This window comes from Pseudomonas sp. I2 (genome assembly GCF_040984075.1).
GTDB classification, from domain to species: domain Bacteria; phylum Pseudomonadota; class Gammaproteobacteria; order Pseudomonadales; family Pseudomonadaceae; genus Aquipseudomonas; species Aquipseudomonas guariconensis_B.
The window spans coordinates 1-390 of the sequence record NZ_JBCGFQ010000224.1 but is presented as its reverse complement, the minus strand read 5'-3'; the positions used below and the strand labels follow the sequence as shown (position 1 = coordinate 390).

Annotated in this window: 1 protein-coding gene; it reads right to left on the bottom strand. The window is 55.6% G+C overall.

Annotated elements, in window-relative coordinates; genetic code table 11:
* A partial coding sequence (gene nadA / locus WCE05_RS26360; RefSeq protein ID WP_368816890.1) for a quinolinate synthase NadA occupies positions 1-390 on the bottom strand: 390 nt, incomplete at both ends.

Below are 390 nucleotides of genomic sequence, written 5' to 3'. Positions count from 1 at the left end.
GCCTCGATTTGGGCAACGTTGAACTTCTCATGGACAGAGCAGTGTCCTTTCCATAAGATGACCCGCACGTCTTGGATGTCCCCCTCATAGATGAGACGTTCCCGGAGCGGGTCCCAGACGGCCATCGCCTCGAGCGGCACGCCCAAGTCATACGCCGTGTTCCGTCCGAGATGCTGGTCTGGCAAGAACAAAATCCGTTCTCCTGCTTCGAGTGCCCAACGGACGATGTCATGGGCGTTCGACGACGTCACTGTCGCACCGCCATGTTTGCCGACGAACGCTTTAATTGCTGCCGTCGAGTTGACGTACGTGATTGGAATGATGCCATCGCCGAACGTCTCCGTCAATTCTTCCCATGCAATTTCTGTCTGGTCAATATCGGCCATATCC